The 20,666-nt window shown below is 52.6% G+C and carries 17 protein-coding genes and 1 tRNA gene; 15 read left to right on the forward strand and 3 right to left on the reverse strand.

The genetic code is table 11. The features are described from left to right. The first annotated feature begins 57 nt into the window (after positions 1-57). The 7 genes from NSQ80_RS01015 to NSQ80_RS01045 all read left to right on the forward strand — a co-directional run bounded on the left by NSQ80_RS01015 (position 58) and on the right by NSQ80_RS01045 (position 7,309). Complete coding sequence (locus tag NSQ80_RS01015; protein WP_009224989.1) at positions 58-1,032, forward strand: ABC transporter ATP-binding protein; 975 nt, start codon at positions 58-60, stop codon at positions 1,030-1,032. Next, positions 1,029-1,880 (forward strand): ABC transporter permease, encoded by an 852-nt coding sequence (locus tag NSQ80_RS01020; RefSeq protein WP_009224988.1) that lies wholly within the window; start codon positions 1,029-1,031, stop codon positions 1,878-1,880. Before NSQ80_RS01015 ends, NSQ80_RS01020 begins: the two co-directional genes overlap by 4 nt. Further along, on the forward strand, positions 1,877-2,683 hold the full coding sequence (locus NSQ80_RS01025) for an ABC transporter permease (RefSeq protein WP_339300953.1): 807 nt from the start codon (positions 1,877-1,879) through the stop codon (positions 2,681-2,683). Before NSQ80_RS01020 ends, NSQ80_RS01025 begins: the two co-directional genes overlap by 4 nt. A gap of 46 nt (positions 2,684-2,729) precedes the next feature. After that, the gene (locus tag NSQ80_RS01030) at positions 2,730-3,776 is read left to right on the forward strand and encodes a spermidine/putrescine ABC transporter substrate-binding protein (protein WP_036645077.1); all 1,047 of its coding nucleotides are present in this window, start codon (positions 2,730-2,732) and stop codon (positions 3,774-3,776) included. Positions 3,777-3,907: 131 nt separating this feature from the next. Next, a complete protein-coding gene (locus NSQ80_RS01035; protein ID WP_339300955.1) occupies positions 3,908-4,687 on the forward strand; it encodes a DUF3298 and DUF4163 domain-containing protein in 780 nt (259 codons plus the stop codon). Positions 4,688-4,866: 179 nt separating this feature from the next. Continuing rightward, a complete protein-coding gene (gene uxaC, locus NSQ80_RS01040) occupies positions 4,867-6,279 on the forward strand; it encodes a glucuronate isomerase (protein WP_339300957.1) in 1,413 nt (470 codons plus the stop codon). Positions 6,280-6,298: 19 nt separating this feature from the next. After that, positions 6,299-7,309: a LacI family DNA-binding transcriptional regulator gene (locus NSQ80_RS01045; RefSeq protein ID WP_339300959.1), complete on the forward strand. Its 1,011-nt coding sequence runs from the start codon at positions 6,299-6,301 to the stop codon at positions 7,307-7,309. 83 nt (positions 7,310-7,392) lie between these two features. Here the strand turns inward: NSQ80_RS01045 and ade are convergent, their stop codons facing one another. From ade to NSQ80_RS01060, 3 genes are all read right to left on the reverse strand, one after another. Beyond that, positions 7,393-9,183 carry an adenine deaminase gene (ade, locus tag NSQ80_RS01050; protein ID WP_339300961.1) on the reverse strand — a complete coding sequence of 597 codons (1,791 nt, stop codon included), beginning with the start codon at positions 9,181-9,183 and terminating at the stop codon, positions 7,393-7,395. Between the two features lie 380 nt (positions 9,184-9,563). Further along, entirely contained in the window at positions 9,564-10,160 is a 597-nt protein-coding gene (gene clpP, locus NSQ80_RS01055; RefSeq protein WP_009224981.1) for an ATP-dependent Clp endopeptidase proteolytic subunit ClpP, read from the reverse strand. Between the two features lie 216 nt (positions 10,161-10,376). Next, a tRNA-Arg gene (locus NSQ80_RS01060) sits at positions 10,377-10,451 on the reverse strand. A 148-nt stretch (positions 10,452-10,599) separates the two neighbouring features. Between NSQ80_RS01060 and NSQ80_RS01065 the strand changes: the two genes are divergently transcribed. The 8 genes from NSQ80_RS01065 to NSQ80_RS01100 all read left to right on the forward strand — a co-directional run bounded on the left by NSQ80_RS01065 (position 10,600) and on the right by NSQ80_RS01100 (position 20,554). After that, positions 10,600-11,604: a LacI family DNA-binding transcriptional regulator gene (locus NSQ80_RS01065; protein WP_009224980.1), complete on the forward strand. Its 1,005-nt coding sequence runs from the start codon at positions 10,600-10,602 to the stop codon at positions 11,602-11,604. 120 nt (positions 11,605-11,724) lie between these two features. Then, entirely contained in the window at positions 11,725-12,681 is a 957-nt protein-coding gene (locus tag NSQ80_RS01070) for an ABC transporter permease subunit (protein ID WP_260071830.1), read from the forward strand. A 16-nt stretch (positions 12,682-12,697) separates the two neighbouring features. After that, on the forward strand, positions 12,698-13,585 hold the full coding sequence (locus NSQ80_RS01075; RefSeq protein WP_339300965.1) for a carbohydrate ABC transporter permease: 888 nt from the start codon (positions 12,698-12,700) through the stop codon (positions 13,583-13,585). Between the two features lie 78 nt (positions 13,586-13,663). Next, positions 13,664-15,307 (forward strand): sugar ABC transporter substrate-binding protein, encoded by a 1,644-nt coding sequence (locus tag NSQ80_RS01080; protein WP_009224977.1) that lies wholly within the window; start codon positions 13,664-13,666, stop codon positions 15,305-15,307. A gap of 34 nt (positions 15,308-15,341) precedes the next feature. Then, the gene (locus NSQ80_RS01085; RefSeq protein ID WP_339300969.1) at positions 15,342-16,688 is read left to right on the forward strand and encodes a glycoside hydrolase family 30 beta sandwich domain-containing protein; all 1,347 of its coding nucleotides are present in this window, start codon (positions 15,342-15,344) and stop codon (positions 16,686-16,688) included. Between the two features lie 335 nt (positions 16,689-17,023). Continuing rightward, the gene (locus tag NSQ80_RS01090; protein ID WP_260071833.1) at positions 17,024-18,073 is read left to right on the forward strand and encodes a sugar-binding domain-containing protein; all 1,050 of its coding nucleotides are present in this window, start codon (positions 17,024-17,026) and stop codon (positions 18,071-18,073) included. Positions 18,074-18,143: 70 nt separating this feature from the next. Next, on the forward strand, positions 18,144-19,154 hold the full coding sequence (gene gap / locus NSQ80_RS01095; protein WP_260071834.1) for a type I glyceraldehyde-3-phosphate dehydrogenase: 1,011 nt from the start codon (positions 18,144-18,146) through the stop codon (positions 19,152-19,154). Between the two features lie 218 nt (positions 19,155-19,372). After that, positions 19,373-20,554, forward strand: a complete 1,182-nt coding sequence (locus NSQ80_RS01100) for a phosphoglycerate kinase (RefSeq protein ID WP_323078541.1) — start codon at positions 19,373-19,375, stop codon at positions 20,552-20,554. The last annotated feature ends 112 nt before the right edge of the window (positions 20,555-20,666 follow it).

The raw sequence follows: 20,666 nt of genomic DNA on the forward strand, positions 1-20,666 counted from the left end.
GGATATGGCTTTTTTTTCTTAGGAAGACAAGCCTACATTGAAGGAGTTGATGCAAAGATGATAGAACTGGCCGCGGTGGAGAAGCACTTTGCGGGACAGGTCGCCTTGCATCCGCTATCGCTCACGATTAAGGAAGGGGAATTCCTCACCTTGCTGGGCCCAAGCGGCTGCGGCAAGACGACGATTTTGCGCATGATCGCCGGGTTCGAGCAACCGACCTCCGGGAAAATCCTGCTGGACGGAAAGGACCTGACGAATTTGCCGCCGAATCGCCGGGATTTGAACCTTGTCTTTCAACATTATGCATTATTTCCTCATATGACGGTGGAAGAGAATGTCGCCTTTGGACTGAAGATGAAAAAGATGCCGATCAAGCAGCAGCAGGAACGTGTGCGGGAGGCGGTTGAGATGACGCAGCTGACCGCGCTCACGAAGCGGTATCCGCACCAGCTGTCCGGCGGGCAGCAGCAACGGGTGGCCATCGCGCGGGCGATCGCCAACAAGCCGCGGGTGCTGCTGCTCGATGAGCCGCTGGGCGCGCTGGACCTGCAGCTGCGCAAAAGCCTGCAGGCCGAGCTCAAGCAGCTGCAGCGCAGTCTGGGCATCACGTTCGTCTACGTGACGCATGACCAGGAAGAAGCGATGATGATGTCTGACCGCATCGTCGTGATGAACAGCGGCCGAGTGGAGCAGATCGGCACACCGCGGGAAATTTACGCACAGCCGGCTACGTTGTTTTCGGCCACCTTCGTTGGCGAGAACAATATTTTCTCCCGGGACGGGCAGCTGTTCGCCGTGCGTCCGGAGAAGCTCAAGGCCGTGCGGAGCGGCGAAGGCGTCGAAACGAAGCGCAGCGGCGAGCTGATGGACGTGCTGTACCTCGGCGGCGTGCATAAGCTGATCGTGCAGCTGGATAACGAACCGATGACCGTATCCATCGTGCTGGATGTCAACGATGAGCGTACGTGGCAAATCGGGGAGACGGTTGGGGTGGATTGGAAGCCGGAGGATGAGGTGGTCATCGGATCATGAAAAAATCTGGCTTAAGCATGCTGCCGGTGTTCCTGTGGTTATGCCTGTTCCTGGTTGTGCCGATGCTGATCGTCATAGGCATCTCTTTTATGGGTCGTGACGAGCTTGGCAATGTGGTGCTGGACTTTAATTTGGATGCCTATGCGTTATTTTTTGACCCGTTATATTTGGGCATTTATTGGGATACGATTGTGTTATCCGTGATGACGACCGCATTATGTCTATTGCTCAGTTACCCGTTGGCCTATTATATTGCGAACGCCGGTCCGAGAATGCAAACCTGGGGCCTGGTGCTTATTACCGTGCCGTTTTGGATCAACTTTCTGATCCGCACTTATGCCTGGGTGCTGCTGCTGCGGACGCAAGGGATCGTCAATGAGTTCTTGCTCAGCATCGGACTGATCTCCGAACCGCTGCAGATGCTGTATACGAAGGGCGCTGTGTTGCTCGGCATGGTGTATACGTTTATTCCGTTTATGGTGTTGCCGATATTTGTGGCGTTGGAGCAGATGGACAAGCGACTGCTGGAGGCGGCCAGCGATTTGGGTGCGTCGAGCTGGAAAGCGTTCTGGCACATTACGCTGCCGCAAACGAAGTCGGGGATCATGACCGGCTCCGTGCTGGTGTACGTTTCGACAACCGGCATGTTTGTCGTGACGGACATTCTCGGCGGGGCGAAATCGGCAATGATCAGCAACATCATTCAGAGTCAGTTCCTTGGGGCCCGCAACTGGCCGTTTGGCTCGGCGTTGTCCGTGATCTTCGTGATCACCTCGCTGATTCTGATTGCGCTGTTTAATCGGGCGATGACGTCCCGGTATCAAAGGGTGCGGGAGGTGCGTTCATGAAAACCAAAAGCCATCCGCTGCTCGGCGTTCATTCGCTGATCATGATGATTTTCATCTATGTGCCGATCCTGTTTATCGTTGCGTATTCGTTTAACAGTTCCAGGCTAGCGGCCGATTGGAGCGGCTTTACGTTCGACTGGTACATCTCGCTGTTTGATAACCGCCATGTCATGGAGGCCTTGGCCAACAGCTTAACCGTGGCGATCGTCTCAACGGTAATCTCGACGGTGCTTGGCACGCTGGCGGCGCTGTCGATGCGGAAGATCGGACGCCGCTTGAAGCCGGGCATGGGCGGCTTGTTGTATTTGCCGATCATCATTCCCGATATCATCATGGGCTTGTCGTTGCTGGTACTGTTTAATCAGCTCCATATGCCGCTGGGTAAAATAACGATTATTATTGCCCATATCACCTTTAGTTTGTCCTACGTCTACGTTGTCGTGACTACGCGTCTTTCCGGCATGGGGGGACAACTGGAGGAGGCAGCGCAGGATTTGGGGGCGAGCTCGTGGCAAACCTTCCGATACGTGACGTTGCCGCAGATTGCTCCGGGCATTATCTCCGGGGCCTTGATCGCGTTTACGCTGTCGCTGGACGATTTCATGGTCAGCTTCTTTGTTAGCGGGCCAAATTCGACCACATTGCCGATTTATATCTATGGGCAGGTCAAACGGGGTATTTCCCCGGAAATTAACGCGCTGTGTACGATTTTGATCCTGGTGACGGTCGCTTTGATCTTCCTGGCGCAATTTGTGCTGAATCGCGGCAAGGGCCAGAAGAAACAATCATTGCTGCCGTTTTAGGCGAATTTTGATATTCCATAAGACGAAACCGAAGGGAGATTGGGAATTGAACAAAAAGAGATGGGCCGGTCTCGTACTGGCAGGGATGTTGGTTGCCGGACTATTGTCGGGTTGCGGATCGTCGAAAGAGACGCTCAACATTTACAGCTGGGCGGATAACTTTGACGAGGAAGTGCTGGAGCAGTTCGAGAAAGAGTTTGACGTAAAAATCAATTATGACGTGTTTGCCAACAATGAGGATCTGCTGGCTAAAATTAAGGCGGGCGGCGGCGGTTACGATTTGATTCAACCGTCCGATTACATGGTGGCTACGATGATCAAGCAGGATCTGCTGGCACCGCTGGATATGAACAACATTCCGAACTTTGCGAACGTGTCTGACGCGTATAAAAACCCTTCCTACGATCCGGGGAACAAATACTCGATCGTATACACTTCGGGGGTTACGGGGATTGCGTATAACAAGAAATACGTGAAAGACGAGATCGACAGCTGGGAGGACCTGTGGAATCCGGAATACAAGGGCAAGGTCATTTTGCTGGACGATAACCGCGAAGTAATTGGTATGGCCTTGAAAAAGAACGGCTATTCCAACAGCTCCACCGACGAAGGTGAAATCACGACGGCTGTGGAGGATTTGAAGAAGCTGCTGCCAAGTGTGCTGGCTTTCGATACCGACAACATCAAGCAAAAAATGATTCAAGAAGAAGGCTGGATCGCCACCGTATGGTCGGGTGACGCTTCCTACATTGCCCAAGACAATCCGGATGTCGCTTATGTAGTACCTAAGGAAGGCGGCACGATCTGGTCGGATAACTATGCGATTCCGAAGGATTCGAAGCATAAAGAGCTGGCCGAGAAGTTTATCAACTTCATGCTCGATCCGGAAATTAGCGCGAAGAACTACGAAGCGATCGGATACAGCGATCCGAATGTGAAAGCAGCGGAGTTCCACAGCGAAGAATACCGGAACGACAAGATGATTAACCTGTCAGAGGATGAGTTGTCCCGTACCGAATGGCTGAGTGACGTAGGCGATAAGCTGCAGCTGTACGACCGGTACTGGACTGAATTGAAGAGCGGCCGTGAGTAATATCGGCTTACATTTTACAATAGCGTCAGGCGCTTTCCTTGAGGGAAGGCGTGCTGGCGTTTTTGCGTACATGAATTTTTGCCACCCGGGTCATAATTTAGGTATTAACCGATAGAGGGTGGCGATAACAAGTGAAGCGTAACACGGTAGAAATGATCACTTTGCTGATGACCGCAGGCTTGATGATATCCGGCTTAGCCGTTGTTCCGGCCGAAGCTGCGCCGCAGTCTCCAGTCGAGATCAGCGGGAAGGCGAATGAGGCAGGCTCGGCGCTTGTGCAGGAGCGGCAAGGCGTCAAAATCACGAACCATACGATCGAGAAGAAGATTCCGGAAGCGTCGATTAAAGTCGACTATCCACAGCTGAGCGGATTAAAGCACAAGTCGGTGCAGAAGAAGATCAATAAGCTGTTCAAGAACAAGGCGGAAAAATTTGTGGCTAATGCGCTGAAGGAAGCGAAGGCGGGACAACCGTCGACACAAAGTGGGAACCCCTATGAGTATGTCGGTACTTACAAAGTGACGTACAACCGCGACGGGGGGCTCAGCCTCTATCAGGACTGGTACTCCTACACCGGCGGTGCGCATGGGATTACCGTACGCGACGGCTTAACATTCCGGCTGGATAACGGAAAGCTGCTGACGCTGGACGAGCTGCTCCGGGCAAACCCGAATTACCGCAGCATCGTCGATCCGGAAATCGCCAAGAAGCTGCAGGAAACGGAAGGTTACTTCGGTAACTTCAAAACGATCGGCTCGAATCCGTCATATTATGTGAAGGATGAGGGCGTGACGATCTTTTTCCAACTGTACGAATACTTGCCTTATGTGTTTGGTTTCCCGGAATTTTATTTCCCGTTTAGCCAGCTGCTGCCGCCGGGAACGAATCCGTTTGATTTCAAAACACGCTGAAGCTTTATCGAATCAATGTTAAACGCCCTCTCGGCTGCATTCGTGGCTGAGGGGGCTTTTTTAATCGGTCAAGGGCCCATATTCTCTCTTGCGTTTTCCGATAAAACGTTTACAATATTAAGCAGCATACTAATGTTAACGTTAACAATTAGTTGAACTAAATGAAGGGAGAATGGGAAATGGCGAAGAAATTTTTAGGGGAAAACTTTCTGCTGAACAGCGAGACGGCGGAGAAGTTGTATCATCAATACGCGAAGGAACTGCCGATCATCGATTATCACTGCCATTTAAGCCCGCAGGAGATCTACGAAAATAAGACGTTCCGCAACTTAACCGAGGCTTGGCTGGGCGGCGACCATTACAAATGGCGGGTGATGCGGGCCTGCGGCATCGACGAGGAACTGATCACCGGTGGGGCGGACGATTACGACAAGTTTCTCGCCTGGGCGAAGGTAGTGCCGCAGCTGCTGGGGAATCCGCTGTACCATTGGACGCACTTGGAGCTGCAGCGGTTTTTTGGGATTGATGAGCTGCTGAATGAGGAGACTGCGCCGGTCATCTGGGAACAAGCGAATGCCCAGCTGCAAAGTGAAGGCTTTGGCGCGCGGGACTTGATTACGAAATCGAAGGTGACAGTGGTCTGCACAACCGATGACCCGGCGGATTCGCTGGAGTACCATTTGAAGATCAAGAAACTGGAAGGCTTCGATACGGTGGTGCTGCCCAGCTTCCGCCCAGACAAGTTCCTGGAGATCAATCGTGCCACGTTTAAGCCTTGGCTGGCAAAGCTGGAGGCGGCGGCTGGGAAGCCGATTCAGAATTATGGGGCGCTATTGGATGCGTTAAGAGAACGGATCGACTTCTTCCATGAGATCGGCGGCCGCGTATCTGACCACGCGCTGGATACACTGGAATACGAGAAAGCGACGCTGGAGGAAGTGGAGGCGATCTTCGCGAAGGCGCTGAGCCAAGGTTCGGTAACGCCGGAGGAGGAACGGAAATACAAATCGTATACGATGGTGTTCCTGGGCAAGGAATACGCTGCCCGCGGCTGGGCGATGCAGCTGCATATTCATGCGTTACGGAACACGAATACGGCCATGTTTCAACGGCTGGGTCCGGATACGGGCTATGATGCGATTAACGACGGGCCTCTGGCCGAAGCGCTGGCCCGGTTGCTGGACGCGATCGAGCAGGACGGCGGGCTGCCAAAGACGATCCTGTATTCGCTGAACCCTAACGATTATTGGGCGCTCGCCAGCATGATGGGCAGCTTCCAGGGCGGCGGCGTACCTGGTAAAATTCAATTTGGCACCGCTTGGTGGTTTAATGACAACAAAGACGGCATGATCCAGCAAATGCACACGCTAGCCAATTTTGGCGTGTTGTCGCAGTTCATCGGGATGCTGACGGACTCCCGCAGCTTCCTGTCGTATACGCGGCACGAATATTTCCGCCGCCTCTTATGCGACGTGCTTGGCGATTGGGTGGAGCGCGGCGAGGCGCCGGAGGACTATGATCTGCTGGGCCGGATCGTGACGGATATTTGCTATGGCAATGCCAAGCGGTATTTTGCTTTTCCCGAGGCATAGAAAGGATTGACGCTGCTGTATGTCCGCTACGATCAAAGACATCGCCAAGCTGGCGAATGTCTCGCATATGACGGTTTCCCGGGCGCTGAACAACAGCCCGCTGATTAAGGAGGAGACCAAACGCAAGATTATGGAGATCGCTGAGCAGCTGAACTACGTGCCGAATTATAACGCCAAAAGTTTGGTGCTGCAGCGTTCGCATACGATTGGGTTGTTTTTTACGAGTATGGTTCAAGGGACGTCCTCCAGTTTCCTGGCAGAGGCCATCCGCGGTGTGAGTCAGGAGGTTGGTGTCCAGTACAACTTGTTTCTGCTGGGGATCGACGATTTTGAGGACTTTAGCTCGATCCATCGGCGACGGTTCGACGGCATTCTGCTCATGAGCCAAAGTGAGCGTGACGACACGTTTATTCGCCATGTGCGAGAGCAGGGGATTCCTTTGGTCGTGCTGAACCGGAATGCGGGTGACTCGACCATCGTTAATTTCGTGTCCAATGACCGGGCAGGAGCTTACGAGTTGACGCAATACTTGGCGGGCCGTGGGCATACACGCATTGGCCTGGTGGAGGGGATCGCCGGCTACAAGTCGACGCAGGAGCGCAAGGAAGGGTATTTGCGAGCCATGAAGGATGCTGGCCTGGCGGTAAGGGAGGAATGGCTCGTCGAGGGCCGCTACGACGTGGAGAGCGGTTATCTGGCGATGCACCGGTTGCTGGCGCTGCCGGAGCGGCCAACTGCGGTGTTCTGCTGCAACGACGACATGGCCATCGGTGCGATGAAGGCCGCGGCGGAGGCGGGATTGCGGATTCCGGCGGACGTCTCGGTCGTTGGCTTTGACGACATCGGCTTCTCGCACTATACGAATCCGCCGCTGACAACGGTGAAGCGGCCCATTGAGCAACTCAGCCGGATGGGCGCGCGCAAAATCCTCGAGCTGATCGAGGGGCCGCCGGCCGGCGGGGAGCTAGTTCTGCTGGATACGAAGCTGGTTCGGCGTGAGTCGGTGGAAGAGCTGCACCCTCATTTGTAGGTGCGAGCGACTCCGGTATGGAGTAAAACAAAACCCGCCAGAAAGGGTTCACTTTCTCGGCGGGTTATTTACATGCATGCGGCTTAACCGACTTCCACGGGCACGAGCTTGAACTCGTTCACGTCCGCTAGACCGCGGTTGGTGATACGCAGCTCCGGAATGACCGGCAAGGCAATCAGAGAAAACGTCATGAACGGCGCGTTCAGTTGGCAGCCGAGCTGCTTCCAGGCGGCTTCGAGCTCTTTCACCTGGGCGACCACCGTCTCCAGCGGCTGATCGGACATCAGGCCGGCGATGGCCATCGGCACGGCGGCGAGCACTTGGCCGTTCAGTACGGCGATCATGCCGCCGCCCAGCTTCGCCAGCTCATTCGCAGCAAACGCCATGTCCTCGGGATTCGTACCCATGACGATGAGATTGTGACTGTCATGCGCAACGGTAGAGGCTACAGCCCCCTGCTTGAGTCCAAAGCCGCGCGCGAAGGCGAGGGACAGCTCGCCGGAACCGCGGTGGCGGTCGATGCAGGCCAGTGTGGCGATGTCCTGCTCGACGGCCGGACGCACGACTCCCTTCCCGTCAACCGGAACGGTTGCCGTTCCCTTCGCCGTGCGGGCGCTGTTCTCGATCACGTCGACGACGTGGATCGTCGTTTCCGTCTTGCCGCTGGCGCTGCGGTAGAGGAAATCGTCGGCGGTCAGCGGACGCGCCAATTTCACCGAAGCGCGCGCCTGCGCCGGGTACGGGTACGCCGGGAACGGGACGCGGAGCTGCCCGGCGTCGTAGGCGACCTTGCCGTCGGCGATCACGGTCGACGGCTCCATCCGCCGCAGGTCGCCGATCAGCAGCAGGTCCGCGCATTTGCCCGGCGCAATGCCGCCCACGTCGCCGTCGACCTTGAAGTACCGCGCCGTATTGATGGTTCCCATCTGGATCGCGGTAACCGGATCGACGCCCTCTTCAATCGCCCGGCGCACGACATGGTTCATGTGGCCTTGCTCAATCAAGGTTTGCGGATACACATCGTCGGTGACGAGCATAATGTTCGAGGTATTCACCTTATCTTCGGTGACCACCTTGATCACTTCCTTGACGTCATGCCATGCTGAGCCCTCGCGGATCATCAGGTGCATCCCGAGGCGCAGCTTGGCGAGCCCTTGCTCCCGGGTTACGGTCTCATGACAGGAAGTCACACCCGAGGCCAGGTAGGCCTGAAGCATGCGCTCGTCGTCACTCGGAAAATGTCCGGTGACGGTTTTGCCTGCTTCCATTGTGGCTTGGATTTCGCCGAGCATTTTCGGGTCTCCGTATACGACGCCGGGGAAGTTCATGACCTCGCCCAGCCCCTCGACGCCGTCCCAGGTCATCCCGTCGGCGATATCGCGGGTGTCCAGCGACGATCCGGCATCCTCCAAATGATCGGTGGCCGGTACACAGGAAGGGAATGTAGTATACACCTTAAGCGGCAAGCCTTGGCCCTCCTCATGCATCCAGCGCACGCCCTCCGCTCCAAACACGTTGGCGATTTCATGCGGGTCCATAAAAATACCGGTCGTTCCTTTGGGAAGCGCAGCCTTGGCGAACTCAGCCACCGACAGCATGGTGCTCTCCACGTGCATATGCCCGTCCAGGAGCCCGGGAACGATGTGGCGGCCTGCCGCATCGATCACAACGGTGTTCTCGCCGATCGTGTGCGCGGCGTCCCCTACGAAGGCGATCCGCCCTTCGGCAACCGCGACGTCCGTATTCGGCAGCAGCTCTCCGGTATAGACGTTGACTAAGGTGCCGCCCTTAACCACCAAATCGGCTTTGGCTTTGCCCATGGCGACATCCGCCAACGTACGGCTTACTTCATACAATTTTTTTCTTTGTTCCATCTCCCGGTTCGCTCCTTTAAAAAAGTCGTTCAAAAAGTCATCCTTCTAACGCTTACCACCGACCTTATACCCGCCAAAATCACGATGTTGAAAGTATAACGCTTGCCAGAATGCTTATTTACCAAATATCCGCCTGAAAATAAGCACTTGCGTCGAAATAGTGCTTCTCAGCGTCGTTAGAGCCGCGGGCACGCCAATTTTGCCAACATAGCGCTTCTCATCAGCGTTAGAGCAGAAGGGCTATCTCGAGGTGTGTGCCTGTAGCTTGCTATTCTGACCTTTTGAACTCTCTCGTTAAGTTATTTAAAGATAAATATAACAAGAAAGGCCGCTCCTCGAACAGCACTTTCTGTTCGAAGAGCAGCCTTTTCTGTATAGCCTTAAGCTTTGGCCGGATTCACTTTCTCGATGACTTGGTCGATCAAGCCGTATTCCTTCGCTTCTGCCGCGCTCATGAAGTAGTCGCGGTCGGTGTCCTTCTCGATCCGTTCCAGCGGTTGGCCGGTGCGTTCCGAGAGGATTCGGTTCAGTTTATCGCGCATCTTGAGGATACGGCGGGCGCGGATCTCGATGTCCGTCGCTTGACCTTCCGCTCCGCCGAGCGGTTGATGGATCATGATTTCGCTGTTTGGCAGCGCATAACGTTTCCCCGGCGCACCTGCGTTCAACAGGAAGGCGCCCATCGAAGCGGCCAGCCCAACGCAAATCGTGGAGACGTCCGCCTTGATAAATTGCATCGTATCATAAATCGCCATGCCGGCCGTAATGGAACCGCCAGGGCTGTTAATGTATAGGTGGATGTCCTTGGTTGGATCTTCCGCGTCCAGAAACAGCATCTGGGCAATGATGGAGTTGGCAACAACATCGTTTACCTGGGAGCCCAGGAAAATAATCCGGTCTTTGAGCAGACGGGAATAAATGTCATAAGCGCGTTCGCCGCGGTTGCTTTGTTCTACGACCATAGGAATATAACTCACCGATAAAACCTCCTTAAATTTAGGCTGTTCAACTGGAACGCCCCGTCGAATGGAATGGTTTGGGATTCATCGTTTCCATCAATCTAAGAATTGACGGAAATGATGGGGATTAATCTCATCATAAACAATTTATTTGAGAAAGTCAAAGAAAGTCAAACTCAAGGTAATAAAAAAGTCCAGAAGACTTGTGTCACAGGACTTTGAATGTGCAATATATGGCGCGCCCGCGAGGAATCGAACCTCGATCTCAGGCTCCGGAGGCCTACGTCATATCCATTGGACCACGGGCGCAAATTTAGCGAACAAAATAGATTATATGACATTTTGTCTCAAAACGCAAGGTGTAGATCCAAATAAAATAGGGATTGTCATGAAAGCGTTTCTATGATAACTTGAGGAATATATAAAAACGTTTTTATAGACAAGGGTGTAATCAGGGATGGGGAAAGTCACCATTAAGGATGTAGCCAAAGCAGCAGGGGTTTCCATCTCTACGGTATCCAACGCGCTCAACGATGTGGATGTGTTGAATCCGGAGACCAAATCCCATGTGCTGAAGGTCGCCAAGCAGCTCAATTACGTACCGAACTTAAACGGGAAGCAGCTCAAGTCGAAGAAGACGAATATGCTTGGTTTTTTTACGACGAGTGTATCCGGACCTTATTTTTACATTTTGGTGGAGTCGATGGCGCGCGAGAGCGAGCGGCTGGGATACGGTTTGCATGTCATGGTTACCGCCGATAAGCAAACGATTATCAGCAATATCATGGGCCGCCGGGTGGATGGCGTGATCATCTACGAAGAATTGCGGGTCGATGACCAAGATATCGCCATGATGGAGAAGGACAAGATCAAGGCGGTATTTCTGGATCGGGTGATTCAGAAGGAAACGATGGGGACCGTGATTTTTAATTCGTATGCGTCCGCTTATGAAGCGACCAAATACCTGATCAGCCTGGGCCATAAGAAAATCGCCTACATTTCCGGCGTTGATACGATGTACGACAGCGTACAGCGGAAAGAGGGATATCTCGCGGCCTTGCGGGAGCATCAGCTGCCGATTGATGAGGATTTTATTGTGCAGGGGTATTTTGAGGAAGAGAGTACCTACAATGCGATTCGGGCGTTTATTCATAAGCATCCGGGCAAAGTGCCGGACGCGATTCTGGCCGGCAACGATTTGAGCGCCATTGGTTGTATTAAAGCGTTACGTTCGTACGGCCTCGAGGTTCCAAGGGACATCAGCGTCGTAGGGTTTGACGATATTGATATTGCCCAGTATTTTACGCCGCCCCTGACCACGGTTCGCAATCCGATCGCCAGACAAGGGATCTTGGCGGTCAATCATCTGGTGAACATGATTAAGAAGCAGGAGCAGGGGAAGGTGCAGAAGCTGGACGGGGAACTGATCGTGCGAGGCTCAAGTCATGTTCGTTTAAGCTAAGAGAAGCGGAGACGAAGCTGATCTTGAGCTCAGCGGAAAATGTAAGCGGTTAACTACAGGGGTTCTGTTGACGAAAATAAAAACGTTTTTATCCATACGGGATAAAGAGAGGAGCGCAAAATGGCGAAGTCAGCTGCGTCAGCCAAAAAGCCGATGGGATTAAGAATGAAGCAGTTCTTTATCGATTTCGGCAGGCAGTGGGAAATCCAGTCGATGATCTGGCCGGGCATCATTTTTATGATTATTTTTTGCTACATTCCCATCTACGGACTTACGATCGCTTTCAAAAATTATACGGTCATCGATACGTTAAGCTCCGCTCCATGGGTAGGTTTGGACAACTTCAAAATTATCGCCACCGACAAATACTTCTGGGAATCCGTGGTGAATACGCTGGGGATCAGCTTCCTGAAGCTGGCCATCGGCTTTGTGATCCCGATTATTCTCGCGATTATGATCTATGAGGTCGGGTTGGGCCGGTTTAAAAAAATCGTGCAGACGATCTCGTACCTGCCGCACTTTTTGTCCTGGATCGTGCTCGGCGGGATGCTCATCACCTGGTTCTCGACCACCGGGATGTTCAACCAGATGCTGCTGGACTTGGGCTTGATCTCGAAGCCTCAGAACATTCTGCTTGATCCGGGCAAGTATTGGTGGATCGCGGTGCTGTCGGATGTTTGGAAAGAGGCGGGCTGGGGAACGATCCTGTACCTCGCCATCATGGCCAAGATCGACCCGACTTATTATGAAGCCGCGAAGATCGACGGGGCGAGCCGGCTCCGGCAAATTTGGAACATCACGCTGCCCAACATGCGGATGATTATTAGCTTGAACCTGATTCTGACCATCAGCGGCCTGCTGGGTTCCAACCTGGACCAGACCTTGGTGCTGATGAATTCCCAGAACCGCGAAAAGGCCGAGGTCATCAACTCCTACGTATACCGGATGGGGATGACGCAGGGGGACTTCTCCTACGCGACTGCCGTCGGACTTGGGGTTTCGGTTGTATCGGTCATTTTGTTGGTGCTGGCGAATAAGGTGACCAGCAAACTCAACGATAATCAATCTGTCCTGTAAGGAAGGAGCAGCAGCCATGAATCGAAAGGTGCTCAAACAGGATCTCGACAGCAGAATCTTTGATACGGTGAATGCTGTGATCCTGATCTTATTTACGATCATTATTGTGATTCCACTCTGGAATGTCATCGTTTCTTCCTTCAGTTCGGGACGAGCTCTTGCCGAAGGAGGGTTTGTCTTCTGGCCTAAAGAGTTTTCTCTGGAGAACTACCAGGCGGTGTTTCGGGACGATACGATTTGGCAGTCGTTCCTGATCTCCGTCCTCAAGACAGTCATCGGCGTTGTGACCCACGTCTTCTTCTGCGCGATGATTGGCTACGGTCTCAGCAAGAACAATGTACGCGGCCGCAAGCTGTACGTGACGATGGGCGTCATTACGATGTTCTTCTCGGGCGGTATGATCCCGACGTACTTACTGATTAAATCCCTGGGGCTGCTGAACAGCTTCTGGGTGTATATCATTCCGGCTTTGTTCAGTTATTACGATGTCGTGATCTTGATGAATTTCTTCCGCAATGTGCCGGATTCCCTGGAGGAATCGGCCAAGATTGACGGTGCCGGCGACTGGAGAATCTTCTTGAAGATCTTTATCCCGTTATCGATGCCGGCCTTGGCTACCATCGCTTTGTTCAACGGGGTAAGTCAGTGGAATGACTTTATGACAACCAAGTTGTACATCACAGATGAATACCTGTACCCGCTGCAAATGAAGCTGTACGAAATCATCGTACAGTCCCAGACCCAATCGATGCAGAACATCGCGGGTTCCGTCGTCATTGAAACGACAACCAAAGGAGTTCAACTCGCAACAATTGTGATTACGACTTTGCCGATTGTTGTGATTTATCCATTGTTACAAAGATACTTCATCTCGGGCATGATGCTGGGGGCGGTGAAGGAGTAACGCATCCGCATGAAACGCTAGGCTTGATGTGCGAGTTGGACTAGCTGTGCTTCTTACAAAAAAAGGAGGGTACAACGAATGCTTAAGTTGAACAAAAGTCTTGCAAGAAAAGGGATGACCGCATGCGCTGCACTGCTCACCGCTGCGCTGATCGTTACCGGCTGCGGCGGCTCCGGCGGCGGTTCGAAGGCCGCAACAGAGGTATCCTTGGAAGATCGGTATACCTTGGACCCGAACACGCCGGCATGGAAGCTGGACAAGAAAGAAGAGCCAACCCAGCTGACCTGGTACGTGAACGCCGATTGGTGGAATACCGATTTCGGCAACGATGTGGTCACGAAGAAGATCAAGGAAGATTTGAATATTGATATCAAATTTATTACCGGCGACGATACCAAGCTGAATACGTTTTTTGCCGGAAGCGACATGCCGGACTTGATTACCGTGTTCGATTCCAATTCGGCCGTTGTGCAGAAGGCTTCTTCCTGGGCCTTGCCGCTGAACGAGCTGGCGGAGAAATACGACCCTTATTTCAACAAAGTCGCCGCGCAAGATACGCTCAACTGGTTTAAGCAAGCGGACGGCAACACGTACGGTTACCCGAACTACTCCAATACGCAGGCCGATTATGACAGCGGTAACATTCCAGCGAAGACGGCTTTTGTAATCCGCAAAGACGTGTACGAAGCGCTGGGTCAGCCTAAGATCGGTACGCCTGAGGAATTCAAAAATGTGATGCAGCAGATTAAAACCCAATTCCCGGATCTGATTCCGTTTGGATTTAACTCAATTGGCGAGGGGACGGGCTCCTTGGGGGATGTGTTCCAAGACTTCCTCGGAGTTCCGCTGGAAACGGAGAACGGCGAGTTCTACAACCGTAATTTGGACGAGGATTATCTGACTTGGCTCAAGACGTTAAATGAAGTGCATAGAGTTGGCAATATCAGTGACGACAGCTTTGCCGATGACGGCCCTGCTTTTGAAGAGAAAGTGAAAGCCGGCAAATACGCCACGATATTGCTGGACGGAACGCCGCAGCAAGGCGGCAACTTGCAAATCTTCGCCACCGCTCATCCGAATCAAGCCTACCTGGCGATCGACGGACCGCAAAGCACGGTGGGCAACACGCCAAAGCTGAACCAATCCGGGATTACCGGCTGGATGATCAGCTTTATCACGAAGCAATGCAAGGACCCGGCGAAGGCGATCCAAATTTTCACGTACCTGTTGGATGAAGAAGGCCAAATGCTGATGAACTACGGCATCGAAGGCGAGACCTACACGAAGAATGCGGACGGAACGGTGCAATTCACACCAGAAGTGAAAGAGCTGCAGCAAAAGGATGCCGATAAATTCAAGAAGGAATACCGCATGGGCGAATTCATGTTCTTTGGCCATGACCGTCACAAAGCGCTCAGCGCCGATGCTTTCCCGGATTCCATCAAGCAAATGCAAGAGTGGGGCAAAGGAAAGCTGTACCCTCACTTCGTCCTTGAAAATATCAACCCGGATGCCGGATCTCCGGAAGCTCGCTCTTTGACGGCGATTAACACCACTTGGAACACGACGATGGTCAGCTTGATCCGCGCCAAGAGCGACGAAGAATTCGAGAGCACGCTCAACAATTACAAGAAGTTCCTTGAGGACAACGGTTGGGATAAAATCGTGCAAATCCGTACGGAGAAAATGAAAGCCAATAAAGAAAAACTCGGCCTCCAGTAAACCGTGGCCATTAATCGAAGTGGAGGGAAACAGCATGCGTGAGCTTGACATTTATTATTCCACTGGAGAAAAATCACTCTTCGTCCGTACAACGGAGGAACAGCTGAGGCCGGCGGATTCCGATGCCGGGGATGTCGAGGTCCGATTAGACGAAAGCGTCAACTATCAGACGATGGATGGGTTTGGAGCGTCTTTTACCGATTCGGCCGCCTATCTGATTCATCAGGTGCTTCCTGAAGAGCAGCGTTCTTCCTTGATGAAGATGCTGTTTGACCCGGAGGAGGGAATTGGCTTATCCGTGCTGCGCAACCCGATGGGGGCCTCGGATTATGCCCGGTTCTTCTATAGCTACAACGATTTGCCCGAAGGTGAGTCCGATCCGGAAATGCAGCGGTTCTCGATTCGTCACGACGAAGTCGATGTCATTCCGCTCTTAAAAGAAGCGCTGGCCTTAAATCCGTCCATCAAGCTGTTTGGCTCCCCCTGGAGCGCACCGGGATGGATGAAAACCAGCGGTTCAATGATCGGCGGGGAACTGAAGAAGGAGTATTACGAAGCGTACGCGAACTACTTTGTCCGTTATATCGAGTCTTACGCCAAGCACGGTTTATCCATATATGCGGTGACGCCGCAGAACGAACCGCTTTATGTGCCGGGACATTATCCGGGGATGCTGATGACGGCTGAGATGCAGACCGATTTCGTGAAAAATTATCTGAAGCCGGCTTTTGTGAAGCATGGCTTGTCCACGAAGATTTTGGCGTATGACCATAACTGGGATCGGCCGGATTATCCGCTGACTGTGCTGAAGGAAGCGGCCGAAGCGGTCGACGGGGTGGCGTGGCACTGGTATGGAGGGGAAGCCTCGGCGCAAAGCCAAGTGAAGGAGGCCTTCCCGGGCAAAGAGGTTCATTTTACCGAAGGCTCTGGCGGGGAATGGATTCCGGCGTTTGAACCGGCGTTCTCCAATGTCATGCGGACGGGGATCGAGATATTGCGAAATCACAGCCAATCATTGGTGCTCTGGAATATGGCTTTGGATGAGCAAAATGGTCCGACTGTACCAGGCTTTGGCCGCAGCACCTGCCGCGGGATCGTGACAGTGAACCAGCAGACCCGCGAGCTCGAGTATACGCTGGACTACTATGCACTGGCCCATTTCAGCAAAGTGATCCGTCCGAAGGCCGTAAGAATCGCCGCCGAGTCGGGACAGCCTTCGATACGTTCCGTCGCGTTCCGCAATACGGACGATTCGATTGGGGTCGTATTGTTTAATGACGGCGAGCAGGCCTCTGATGTTCGCTTGTGTCTCCGGGGAACCGAGCTGCCGAGTTTCCGGATGGAATCAAAAAGCGCTTTGTCGATCCGACTGACCAATTGAGAAATTGAGAAACGAGGAATAAGTAGACGAGGCTCTCCCTATGCGGGAGGGTCTTTTTTTCTATGAAAACAACCGATCTGCTTTGCCGCCATCCGCAATTTTGCTGAGACACAGCAGGCCTATTTTCGACAACTCTCTGATCCAAATGTCAGGATCTTACGGGATTCTTTGTGCCTAGGGGTATAACTGCTCGGAAGAAAGTAAATGATACGGACGTCAGGCTTGCAACTAAGGAGATTATTGAGTAAAATAACAGTGGGACTTAAAAAGTTATCCCGGGACATTTTAAGGCCAGGAGATGGAGAGAGAAGACGAAGCTTGCAGGAGTGGAAAGCATGCGAAACATATTAGAGATTCAAAAGCAGCTTCTTCCTGATCTCATGGACATTCTCAAGAAAAGGTACACCATACTTCACCAGATCATGTTGTCTGATGTCATTGGCCGTAGAACCTTGGCGAATTCGCTGGACATGACGGAGCGTGTGTTGCGTGCCGAAACAGATCTCCTGAAGGCCCAGGGCCTGATAGAAATCGAGAATATAGGCATGAGAATCAGCGACGCGGGACGGCGATTGCTTGAGGATTTGGAGCCGGTCGTCAAAGAATTGTTTGGCCTCTCCAACTTGGAGGAGACGATCCGTCAGCATTATGGGCTGCGCAAAGTAGTAATTGTACCTGGAGATTGCGAGGCCTCCCCGCTGGTGAAGCGGGAACTGGGGCGAGCAGGTGCCAAAGCGCTGCTTAGTGTAATGCGCGGGGATGAGGTGGTCGCGGTAACCGGCGGCACTACGCTGGCGGAGGTCGCGGATCAGCTGAATCCGCCGCCTAACGTCACGATGAAGCAGAGCTGGTTCGTACCGGCACGCGGGGGTCTTGGCGAGAGCCTGGAAATCCAAGCGAACACGATTGCTTCCGGTATGGCGAAGCGCGTGGGTGCGGGTTATCGTTTGCTGCATGTCCCCGATCTGTTGGGGAAGGAAGCTTACGAGTCGTTGGTACACGATCCGAATATCCAGGATATCGTGGACATGATCCGTCAGGCGCGTATCGTAGTGCACGGGGTCGGAGACGCTATGGAGATGGCGCGCCGGCGCAAGCTGGAGCCAAGCATGGTCGAAGAAATCCGAAGAGAAGGCGCGCTCGCGGAATCATTTGGATATTACTTTAATGAAGACGGCGTCGTCGTGCACAAAATGCTGACCCTAGGCCTGCGTCTCGAGGATATCATGCGAACCGAGACGGTGATCGGCATTGCGGGCGGTAAGAGCAAAGCGAGAGCGATCCATGCCGTATTGCGGTTTGGCCAAGAGGATATCCTAGTGACCGACGAAGCGGCGGCACAAGAGATCGTAAATGAGTTGATCAACGGCTCCGGGAATAAATAGGTTTACTCATGACGGGTTTTATCGGGCCTGTCTTGAATAATAAAAAATCAAACACTGGGAGGAACTATCAATGAGTGTAAAAGTAGGGATTAACGGTTTTGGACGTATTGGACGCCTGGCTTTCCGCCGCATTCAAAACGTTGAAGGTATCGAAGTCGTAGCAATCAATGACCTGACAGATGCAAAAATGTTGGCTCATTTGTTGAAATATGATACAACTCAAGGCCGCTTCGAAGGCGACATCGAAGTACATGATGGATTCTTCAAAGTAAACGGCAAAGAAGTTAAAGTTCTGGCTAACCGTAACCCTGAAGAATTGCCTTGGGGCGAGCTTGGCGTTGACATCGTTCTGGAGTGCACAGGCTTCTTCACAACGAAAGAAAAAGCTGAGCTTCACCTGAAAGGCGGCGCGAAGAAAGTTGTAATCTCCGCTCCAGCTACTGGCGACATGAAAACCATCGTTTACAACGTAAACCATGAAATCCTCGACGGTACGGAAACGGTAATCTCCGGTGCATCTTGTACGACGAACTGCTTGGCTCCAATGGCTAAAGCGCTGAATGACAAATTCGGTATCGTTCAAGGCTTGATGACAACAATCCACGCTTACACTGGCGACCAAAACACGCTGGATGCTCCGCATGCGAAAGGTGACTTCCGTCGTGCTCGCGCAGCTGCTGAAAACATCATTCCTAACACCACTGGTGCTGCAAAAGCAATCGGCCTGGTTATCCCTGAACTGCAAGGCAAATTGGACGGCGCTGCACAACGCGTACCTGTTCCAACTGGTTCCTTGACTGAGCTGGTATCCGTTCTGAAAACGAAAGTAACTGCTGACGAAGTTAACGCTGCAATGAAAGCTGCTGCTGACCCAGAAACTTTCGGTTACACGGAAGACGAAATCGTATCTTCGGATATCAAAGGGATGACTTTCGGTTCCCTGTTCGACGCTACGCAAACGAAAGTATTGACTGTCGGCGACCAACAACTGGTGAAAACTGTAGCTTGGTATGACAACGAAATGTCCTACACTGCTCAATTGGTTCGTACGCTGGAATACTTCGCGAAAAAAGTAAAATAATCCAGTTACCCATATTAGAGATTCATCCCAAAGAGGAGCAACCTGTTCAGGACTCCTCTTTGGTTCTTGCATGTAATACGGCATTCACACACACCCCAAATAAATAGATAGAGATTCGTTTCATTGCGTTTTATTTAGGAGAGGAACCAAGACAAAGCCGTAGACGCGCATTTTTTGGTCTGAGAGACCCGCGCATACCGTTTAGGAGGAACGTGGAGATGAACAAGAAAAGTGTACGTGATGTGGAAGTCACCGGCAAACGCGTGTTTGTTCGCGTAGATTTCAATGTACCAATGCAAGATGGTCAAATTACCGACGACACCCGGATTCGCGAAACGCTGCCAACGATCAAATACTTGGTTGAACGAGGCGCGAAGGTGATTCTTGCGAGCCACTTGGGCCGTCCGAAAGGCCAAGTGAATGAAGATATGCGGCTTACGCTGCCGGCAAAACGCTTGAGCGAGCTGCTTGGCAAAGAAGTAGCAAAAGTCGATGAAGCTGTTGGGGAAGCAGTTAAAGCGAAAGTCAATGCGATGAACAATGGCGACGTCCTGGTACTTGAAAACGTACGTTTCTACCCAGGCGAAGAAAAGAACGATCCAGAACTCGCAAAACAATTCGCTGAGCTGGCTGACCTGTTCGTCAACGACGCATTTGGCGCTGCACACCGCGCGCACGCTTCGACCGAAGGGATCGCTCATTATCTGCCAGCCGTATCCGGCTTGCTGATGGAGAAAGAATTGTCCGTTCTCGGTAAGGCCTTGACGAACCCGGACCGTCCTTTCACCGCAATTATCGGCGGTTCGAAGGTAAAAGACAAAATCGACGTTATCGACAACCTGTTGAACATCGCGGACAACGTGTTGATTGGCGGCGGTTTGGCTTATACCTTCTTCAAAGCCCAAGGTTACGAAATCGGCAAATCGCTTCTGGATGAAACCAAACTCGATGTTGCCCTTGGCTTCATCGAGAAAGCGAAGAAGCTGGGTAAAAACTTCCTTCTCCCTGTCGACTGCATCGTAGCGGATGACTTCAGCCCAACCGCAAACCACAAAGCTGTGGATATCGACAGCATTCCTGCAGATTGGGAAGGCGTGGACATCGGGCCGAAGACTCGCGCGAAGTATGCTGAAATTATCAAGAACTCCAAGCTGGTTGTATGGAACGGACCGATGGGCGTGTTCGAAATTGATATTTTCTCCAACGGGACAAGAGAAGTGGCGGAAGCCTGCGCAACGACGGAAGGCTACACCATTATCGGCGGCGGGGATTCCGCAGCAGCAGCCGAGAAGTTCAATCTGGCTTCCAAAATGGACCACATCTCCACAGGCGGCGGCGCTTCCCTGGAATTCATGGAAGGCAAGGCGCTTCCTGGCGTCGTAGCATTGAACGACAAGTAAGAAAAAGTAGCTAGATCAAGGCTCAAAAAACGGGCTTCCAGCACCTCAGAAGGTTGGATGAAGTAATGAAGTTCGTTTTTTGAGCTACCTCTATGAAATAAAAGGAGTGGGC

Source organism: Paenibacillus sp. FSL K6-2441 (assembly GCF_037964765.1).
Lineage (GTDB): Bacteria > Bacillota > Bacilli > Paenibacillales > Paenibacillaceae > Fontibacillus > Fontibacillus phoenicis.

Excerpts from the sequence above, each read along its gene's own strand:
- NSQ80_RS01015 (WP_009224989.1), top strand. The coding sequence starts at position 58 with ATGATAGAACTGGCCGCGGTGGAGAAGCACTTTGCGGGACAGGTCGCC.
- NSQ80_RS01020 (WP_009224988.1), top strand. The coding sequence starts at position 1,029 with ATGAAAAAATCTGGCTTAAGCATGCTGCCGGTGTTCCTGTGGTTATGC.
- NSQ80_RS01025 (WP_339300953.1), top strand. The coding sequence starts at position 1,877 with ATGAAAACCAAAAGCCATCCGCTGCTCGGCGTTCATTCGCTGATCATG.
- uxaC (WP_339300957.1), top strand. The coding sequence starts at position 4,867 with ATGGCGAAGAAATTTTTAGGGGAAAACTTTCTGCTGAACAGCGAGACG.
- NSQ80_RS01045 (WP_339300959.1), top strand. The coding sequence starts at position 6,299 with ATGTCCGCTACGATCAAAGACATCGCCAAGCTGGCGAATGTCTCGCAT.
- ade (WP_339300961.1), bottom strand. The coding sequence starts at position 9,183 with ATGGAACAAAGAAAAAAATTGTATGAAGTAAGCCGTACGTTGGCGGAT.
- NSQ80_RS01065 (WP_009224980.1), top strand. The coding sequence starts at position 10,600 with ATGGGGAAAGTCACCATTAAGGATGTAGCCAAAGCAGCAGGGGTTTCC.
- NSQ80_RS01070 (WP_260071830.1), top strand. The coding sequence starts at position 11,725 with ATGGCGAAGTCAGCTGCGTCAGCCAAAAAGCCGATGGGATTAAGAATG.
- NSQ80_RS01075 (WP_339300965.1), top strand. The coding sequence starts at position 12,698 with ATGAATCGAAAGGTGCTCAAACAGGATCTCGACAGCAGAATCTTTGAT.
- NSQ80_RS01080 (WP_009224977.1), top strand. The coding sequence starts at position 13,664 with ATGCTTAAGTTGAACAAAAGTCTTGCAAGAAAAGGGATGACCGCATGC.
- NSQ80_RS01085 (WP_339300969.1), top strand. The coding sequence starts at position 15,342 with ATGCGTGAGCTTGACATTTATTATTCCACTGGAGAAAAATCACTCTTC.
- NSQ80_RS01090 (WP_260071833.1), top strand. The coding sequence starts at position 17,024 with ATGCGAAACATATTAGAGATTCAAAAGCAGCTTCTTCCTGATCTCATG.
- gap (WP_260071834.1), top strand. The coding sequence starts at position 18,144 with ATGAGTGTAAAAGTAGGGATTAACGGTTTTGGACGTATTGGACGCCTG.
- NSQ80_RS01100 (WP_323078541.1), top strand. The coding sequence starts at position 19,373 with ATGAACAAGAAAAGTGTACGTGATGTGGAAGTCACCGGCAAACGCGTG.